The 7166-nt window shown below is 47.2% G+C and carries 6 protein-coding genes; 3 read left to right on the forward strand and 3 right to left on the reverse strand.

Translation table 11 applies throughout. From position 1 onward, the window contains the following. Positions 1-55 precede the first annotated feature (55 nt). Entirely contained in the window at positions 56-1405 is a 1350-nt protein-coding gene (gene mgtE / locus ACRJJO_RS21580; protein ID WP_431067620.1) for a magnesium transporter, read from the reverse strand. A 741-nt stretch (positions 1406-2146) separates the two neighbouring features. On the opposite strand from mgtE, the gene ACRJJO_RS21585 reads away from it, so the two are divergent. Beyond that, positions 2147-3535, forward strand: a complete 1389-nt coding sequence (locus ACRJJO_RS21585) for an OprO/OprP family phosphate-selective porin (protein WP_431067621.1) — start codon at positions 2147-2149, stop codon at positions 3533-3535. A 246-nt stretch (positions 3536-3781) separates the two neighbouring features. After that, a complete protein-coding gene (locus ACRJJO_RS21590; protein ID WP_431067622.1) occupies positions 3782-4003 on the forward strand; it encodes a PA3496 family putative envelope integrity protein in 222 nt (73 codons plus the stop codon). 548 nt (positions 4004-4551) lie between these two features. On the opposite strand, the gene ACRJJO_RS21595 is transcribed toward ACRJJO_RS21590, so the two are convergent. Together ACRJJO_RS21595 and ACRJJO_RS21600 are read right to left on the reverse strand one after the other, a co-directional pair. Next, positions 4552-5172, reverse strand: a complete 621-nt coding sequence (locus ACRJJO_RS21595) for a hypothetical protein (protein ID WP_431067623.1) — start codon at positions 5170-5172, stop codon at positions 4552-4554. 1 nt (position 5173) lies between these two features. Then, entirely contained in the window at positions 5174-6055 is an 882-nt protein-coding gene (locus tag ACRJJO_RS21600; protein ID WP_431067624.1) for an exosortase/archaeosortase family protein, read from the reverse strand. A gap of 282 nt (positions 6056-6337) precedes the next feature. Between ACRJJO_RS21600 and ACRJJO_RS21605 the strand changes: the two genes are divergently transcribed. After that, on the forward strand, positions 6338-7135 hold the full coding sequence (locus tag ACRJJO_RS21605; protein WP_431067625.1) for a S1 family peptidase: 798 nt from the start codon (positions 6338-6340) through the stop codon (positions 7133-7135). The last annotated feature ends 31 nt before the right edge of the window (positions 7136-7166 follow it).

Consider the following 7166-nt stretch of genomic DNA (forward strand, 5'->3'; position numbering starts at 1 on the left):
CTCACCGCTCACCGCTCACCGCTCACCGCTCACCGCTCACCGCTCACCGCTCACCCTAAACCGGCAACCCCAGTATCGCCGTTGCGATCGAGAAGTAGATTAATACGCCGGCCGAATCGGCAATCGTTGTGACTAGCGGGGCGCTGGCTGTGGCAGGGTCCCAGCCTAAGCGATTTAGTATAAACGGTAAACACATGCCGACTAGACTGCCTACGATCACGATTGACACCATGCTTAACCCGACGACCAGCGCAATTTCATCGCCCCCGCGGAAATGACCGACCATAGAAATAGCCATTGCCATCGTCAAGCCCAAACCGGACGCGATAACCAATTCCCTTCCCAATAATCGGCCCCAATCTTTAAGGTCGACGTCACCGGTCGCCAAGCCGCGAATAACTAAGGTCGCCGCTTGGGATCCTGCATTACCTCCGCTGCCTACCAGAACCGGCAGGAAAAATACCAGCACGACGTAAGCTGCGATCATGTCTTCGAAAAAAGCAATTCCTGCTCCGGAGAATAGATTGCCGAATACCAGTAAAATGAGCCAAACGATGCGTTTGCGATAAAGCGTGAGTAGCCGAGCGTCTCGAAAATTGCCTTCCAGATTACCGATTGTTGCGCTTTTATGCATGTCTTCGGTGGCTTCGGCTTCGGCGACATCCATCGCGTCGTCATAAGTAATAATGCCGACTAAACGGCTTTCGCTATCGATAACCGGCAAGGCCAGTAAATCGTAGCGGCTAATGATTTTTGCCGCGTCTTCTTGCGCGGCATCGACCGAAACCGTGACGATATCGGTCATCATGATGTCTTGGATTTTGGCCGTTTGCGGTGCCAAAATCAGTTCGCGTAGCGATACCGTGCCTAAAAGCTGGTGCTGGCCGTCGGTAACGAAAATCTGATAAATCGTTTCAGCGCCCGGGGCGGTCGTGCGGACTATATTTAACGCTTCGCTAACTTTGACATGGGCTGGGATCGCCGCATAGTCGCTGGTCATGATTGCGCCGGCGGTGCCTTCGGAATGGCTGGCCAAACGGCGCAAGTCTTCGCGTTCTTTTCTGGCGATCGAACGTAACACGCCGTCATGGCGTTCTTCAGGCAATAGATTTAATAAATCCGCACCTTCGTCGGCGTCCATGTGTTTCAACAGCAACGATACGTCGTCATCGCTCATTTCCGCGGCGAGTTGTTCCTGCAGCGTATTGGGTAGATAACCGAACACCCTTGCGCGTCGTTCGTAAGATAAAAATTTCAGAATATCCAGCGCGGTCGGCAAGGATTCTTGCTGAATCAGATCGCATAGATCGGCCGGTTGAAACTCCTCCAAAAATTGCCGAACAACTTGGTAATCCTTACGTTCGATCGAGTGACGTAGAAATGATTCGATGATCGGATGAGTCATGACGGGTAGTTCCTTTTACGGCAAGATTCTCGAATCGGCGTCGATGTAATCGATTTTCGTGAATTTCGCTGAACGAATGATTCGGAAAAAAATCGGATCGACGGTCTCGTGTTACGGGTAGGACCTTCTTGCGACACGCTGTGAAAATGGCATGTTTAAGCAGTTTACTGAATGCCTCGTAGGCTTGTCAATTAGACGTCCAGGAATACCGTTCGGTCGCTGCGGGTGTCGGTAGTTAGGATGCTTGGGTCCTATCAACGCGGTTCTTACAGATGTAGTTGTTCAGACTGCGTAAAGTTTTAAGAAATCAGGCCCGTCCGCATTTATCTCTCTTTTCTCGTTCAATAAAAATTGGCTCTTCAGGATTTCCCGCAGTAGAAGCAATACCAGCGTTTTGACATGGCAAAGACAATAAAAATTAACTTTTTATCAGCAACTTAAACGTATTCTAATTTTGTGAAAGTTATCAATATACATTGCCACGGGAAATCCTGGAGAGTCTAAAATTCGGCGGCAATTCCTTTAAATCGCGTAGCACTTATTTGGGGTGTTAAAGAGCTGAGTGAATTAATAATCGGTACTTGTCATAAAAATGTCACAAAAATGTCATTTAATAACCGCCAGACATCCTCACGGGTGTAACCGTTACATATAGGGGGCAAGGATTTTCTTGTCTACGGGGAACATGTAGAACGAACCGAACCTCGATCGATGTTAATTATAAGAATTGAAGAGAAACTCATGGCAAACAATTTAAAGAGCGTCGTGTCAACCTGCGCTTTGTTATTCACGGTTTTAGGCGGCCATTCGGCCAATGCCACCGACAAAGACTTGCTTGACATACTATTGGCCAATGAAAAAATTACTCAAGAACAATACGATTATCTCCTGGGAAAAGAAAAAATGTCGGAAGCCGACAAGCAAGAATTGGCTTCAAACGATGTCAAAGTCAAGCTGGATCACAAAGGCGTTCAATTCGAAACCGTCGACGGCGATTTCAAATTCAATCTGGCCGGTCGTATTCATGCCGATGCTTCGTACAGCAGCGGCGACGGCTATGTCAAACGAGGAACCGATACCCACGTCGAAGCCAACGACGGAACCGAGATTCGCCGCGCGCGTATGGAGTTTTTAGGAACATTTTTCAGGGATTGGAATTTCAAGACGCAGGTCGATTTTGCCGACAATGACGTTGCGATCAAGGACTTGTTCGTCAATTACAAAGGGCTTGGCTTCATGGAAGTGACGCTGGGTGCGCAAAAACAAGCATTCAGCCGCGAATTGCAGGAAAGTTCGAATGACATGATGTTCATGGAGCGCTCGTTGATGAATACGCTCAACGGGCCGACTGTCGATCGTGCCATCGGTCTTAATCTATCGCGTTTCGGCGACAATTATACCGCTCAGGTCGGTATTTACGGCGAAACCGTCGATCCTAATATAGAAAATGAAGAAGCCGACGAAGGGTGGGCGATCAACTCTCGTCTGACCTATGCACCTATCCAGGAAAAGGATAAAGTGATCCATTTGGGCGTCGCCGGTAACTATCGCGTGCCGGATGCCAAGGATGAAGTCAACGACGATCCCGTCAAGTTTTCGTATGAAACCAGCCACATGTCCAATCTAAAGTTGCTCGACACGGGCAATATTGAAGATACCAATAACATCAAGATGGTCGGTTTGGAGGCCAATGCGCTCTACGGACCGTTCACTGTCGGCGGCGAATACACACACATGTGGTTGGACAGAGAAGGGGGTGAAGGTAACCTGGATTTCGACGGCTGGTATACCGAAGCTTCGTGGACGCTGACCGGCGAGTCGCGCATCTATAAAAAAGGCAAGTTCTATCATGTTCATCCTAATCAAGACTTCAGCTTCAAAAACGGCGGAATCGGTGCTTGGGAACTTGCGGCACGTTATGCCGAGGCCGATCTGAACGATGCCGATATCGTGGGCGGACAAATGAGTAATTTGACGATCGCTCTGAACTGGTATGTCAACAAGAACATCCGTTTCATGGCTAACTACGACAGGGTGTTGGATATCAGTGATTCGCCCGTGACAAAAGCTGACGGCAGCGAACCGAACAATCTGGATACCTTCATGATGCGCGGACAATTATATTTCTAACCTTGTTCTGAAATTTGTCGGAAGGTCTGAAAAATAACGCTCCGATCCGTTGATGAATCAGTATCGAGAATTTTCGTCGGAGACTGCCAGTCGGAGCAAAACGGATATCCCGTAGCGACATTTTTCAACAGTATGTCAGCCGTAAGTTTTCGATGCGGAAAGATTGTTGGGTTTGAACCTTAAAAAATACTTTACATTTGAAAAATATCGCGATAAAAAGCAATTTTTTTCTTGAGGGTATTATTTATGGCAGGATCTACGTCTGATGTTTTGTCGGATGATATGGATTTTGAAGATGAGGAAGATGAGGTTGGCAGCATCGATGATTCAGATGAATTGATCGCCGGTAAAAAAGCTAAATCGGCCTATGACAAAGTAGATGCGCGCAGAAAAATTGAGCTTTATTGGGAAAAACGCAAATTGAAAGAAGAGTTCGGCGATATCGATGACTTTGATTTGGATTTTTAACCGTAAGGCAATCAAGTAGGCCTAGAAGATTTGCCAAAGGGAGATCTAATAGGCTTATGGCCTTCATGGCAAGGTGGTTAATTCGACCGTTTAGGAACAAGCATGAAATAACTTCGATAACTTCTGGGAGGGGGTTCGGTGGCTCGATTGACAGGTGTCGGTGGCAGGGAAAGCCGCCGTCAAGCCTACATGGAAGTATTCACCCAGCACCTAAATTCCATAGTCCATTGGCTATGGTTAACTACCGTGGATAATTCATCCAGCACCTAAATTAAGCCATGATTTTGAATCATTGCCAAAGACCTATGGAATTTAGGTGCTGGGTTCACGGCGTCCTGTCAAGCGAGTCACCGAATCACCGCAAAGCCTACTACTTGTAGCAGTTATTTTGTGCATATTCCTTAGTAATGAAAGCCTGTTTACCAGTAAGTCTCTTCTTTTTGGGCCGGCGTGAAGTGAATGCCGGCTCAACCTCACCGTACCATGGACGGCATGATCTTTATTCAACAATTCAAAACAACATTTTCAAACGATTTTAAAGCTCAATCCTATTCAGGCTGAGCTAGAAAGTCGGCGATAGTCATTTGCAACAACAGGGCTGCCGGTGTGTCTTGAAAATCCTTATCGACAGGCGTATGAGCATCGGAGACGTAAAACAGTGTGATCGGCTTTCTCGGGCTTATCAGCAGTTTCAATGATTCTTGAATCTGATGCAGAATCGGGTTTTCGATAAAGCGGTCTTGATAATGTAATGCATAAGCGACCAATCCTTTTCCACTTCTACTTCGAAGAATCCTAACCGGAATGCGCGGTTCTCCAGGAAGAATGATTAGCCCTTGGTTGTCGAAGTCGCCGCCATAGGACAGCGCCAGTTCAGGATGATGATAGAGGCGTTTATGATCGAAGGCCCGTGCGGCAAATAGGCGTACCGGTCGGCTTACGCCGTCTTGGTAACTGCGTTCAATCCACTCGCTGGCACCGAAGGTCAGCTCCCCCCAATTCGGATTTCTTTTGGTCGGATGCGAACTGAACCGGCCCAGATCCTGTTCTATGGCTTGTACCGTACGGCTGTCTAGATCCGTTAAGCTGAAATAATTGTGGATGACAGTCGGTATTAAGGCAATTGAAAGGATCAACGAGACAGGCAATGCATAACGGGGGGATAGCATGTCAATTCTCTGCTTGCGGAGTTTCGGGAGTGTTTTGGCCGATCATGAAAATAATCGGTAATGCAATCATAAAAGTCATTAAGCCGGAAATTTCATGTGCCGAGGTTTTTAATACATCCAAGCCGAACCAGTTGACAAGCAGAGTCAGCACCAGCACTCTAACGATATTAACGCCAACGGCCAGCGGCGCGGCAATGAGTAGCAGTAAGATTCGCCGGCGAATGCTGTTGCAGAAATACGCCGTTAAAATCGCGATCGTGATTGCCGCATATAGCGTAGAAAAGCCGCTGCAGGCGTCGGCGACTTGCAGTACGCCGTTTTCGACTTGCAGAACTGTTCCGTACGAATAAACCGGAATACCGAATAATTTGAGTAACCACGCCACACTTTTCGTGGCGATGATTCTCAATGTCATGTGTATCGATTCGGTAAATACCAATGGGATCGGAAGAGTGAGGAAGAGTATAGCCAACGGAAAAATAATGGCTTTGCTGCGTTCGGTGCCCAGAAACAGCAGCGCGAGCCCCGGTAGCGCCAAAAAAAGTGCTGCGGCCGACAATAGCTGGGTATGCATGCCGGTATCCAGCATATGCGCCGCTAGCGCCGGAAGTAGTATCGCAAATCCCCAAGGATTGGCGCTTCTCGGCAAGTTCTTGCGTTTTTTTAATTCTCCCCAGACTAGATAAATAACCAGTAAGGCGACCAGAATGCCGTGCCCGTTATGCCATACGCTCATCGTCCAGCGTTCGATAAGCCAGAAGATTGTCGGAGTAAAAACCAAAATCAACAAGCCGGCGCATAGCCAAAGCATTGATGTTTCTCTCAATTCGAGGGCGTCTGTTGCATGAGTCGATTTAGATAAATGAGGAGGATAACTGATCATATTTTGTAACCGGGTTGTTGGATGGTTTCCGATCATGATGTTCCAAGCGTTGCACATGCTAGCAGAATAATCGAAGCGCCACCAAGCATCGGATAAGTTTTAGTTCGATAATTCTTTTTGGTGAACGTTTGCAATAGGGCTGTTAGTATTTTAGCAGTTAGCAGTTAGCAGTTAGCAGTTAGCAGTTAGCAGTTAGCAGAGAATAGAGAATAGTGAATTGGGCTGCTTTTGGATTTGGGCAACAATGATAGAGTGGGCATTGAGTGGAATTGGAGAATTGATTTGAATAGTCGGCGTCGAAGTTATGGTTTTTTTGGGGTTGTTTTAGCGGTTTTTTTCGGTGTGATGTGGTCGGCTTTAAGTTTAGCATCCGATTCATTACCTGCTACGATTGAAAAAATTAAGCCCGGCATAGTCGTTGTCGGTACTTTTCAGCGAACGCGCAGCCCCAGAGGGTTGTTTTTAGGAACTGGTTTTGCCGTTGGCGATGGAAGTTTGGTTATTACCAACGCACATGTGGTAGCAAAAGAATTGGATGAAGGGCATTTGGAGTCTTTAGCGGTTTTTATTCGTCGTGACGGAAAGGATCAAATGGTTCAGGCAAGACAGATTGCGACCGATCCCGAACATGACTTGGCCATTCTCAAGCTGTCCGGTAATGCCCGGTTGCTGCCGATGAGGCTTGGAGATTCTAGTAAAGTAAAAGAAGGAGAGTTGTACGCCTTTACCGGTTATCCGATAGGTATGGTGCTTGGTCTTTTTCCGGTGACGCATCGAGGTATTGTGTCGGCTATTACTCCGATGGCGATTCCGGTTATCCAGTCTAGGCAATTGAACACAAAAATGCTTAAGCGCTTACGTAACCCCTATGATGTGTTTCAACTCGATGCAACGGCTTATCCGGGAAATAGCGGTAGCCCATTATACGATCCTGAATCAGGCGAAGTAGTCGGTATCATTAACAAAGTTTTCGTCAAGGAAAGTAAGGAGCAAGTGCTGTCCCAGCCTAGCGGTATTACCTATGCGATACCTGTGGTCTATTTGAGGCAGTTGATGGGAAAGGTGAAAGGTGAAAGGTGAAAGGTGAAAGGTGAAAGGTGAAAGGTGAAAG

Origin of the sequence: Methylotuvimicrobium sp. (assembly GCF_050611805.1) — a bacterium.
GTDB lineage: Bacteria > Pseudomonadota > Gammaproteobacteria > Methylococcales > Methylomonadaceae > Methylotuvimicrobium.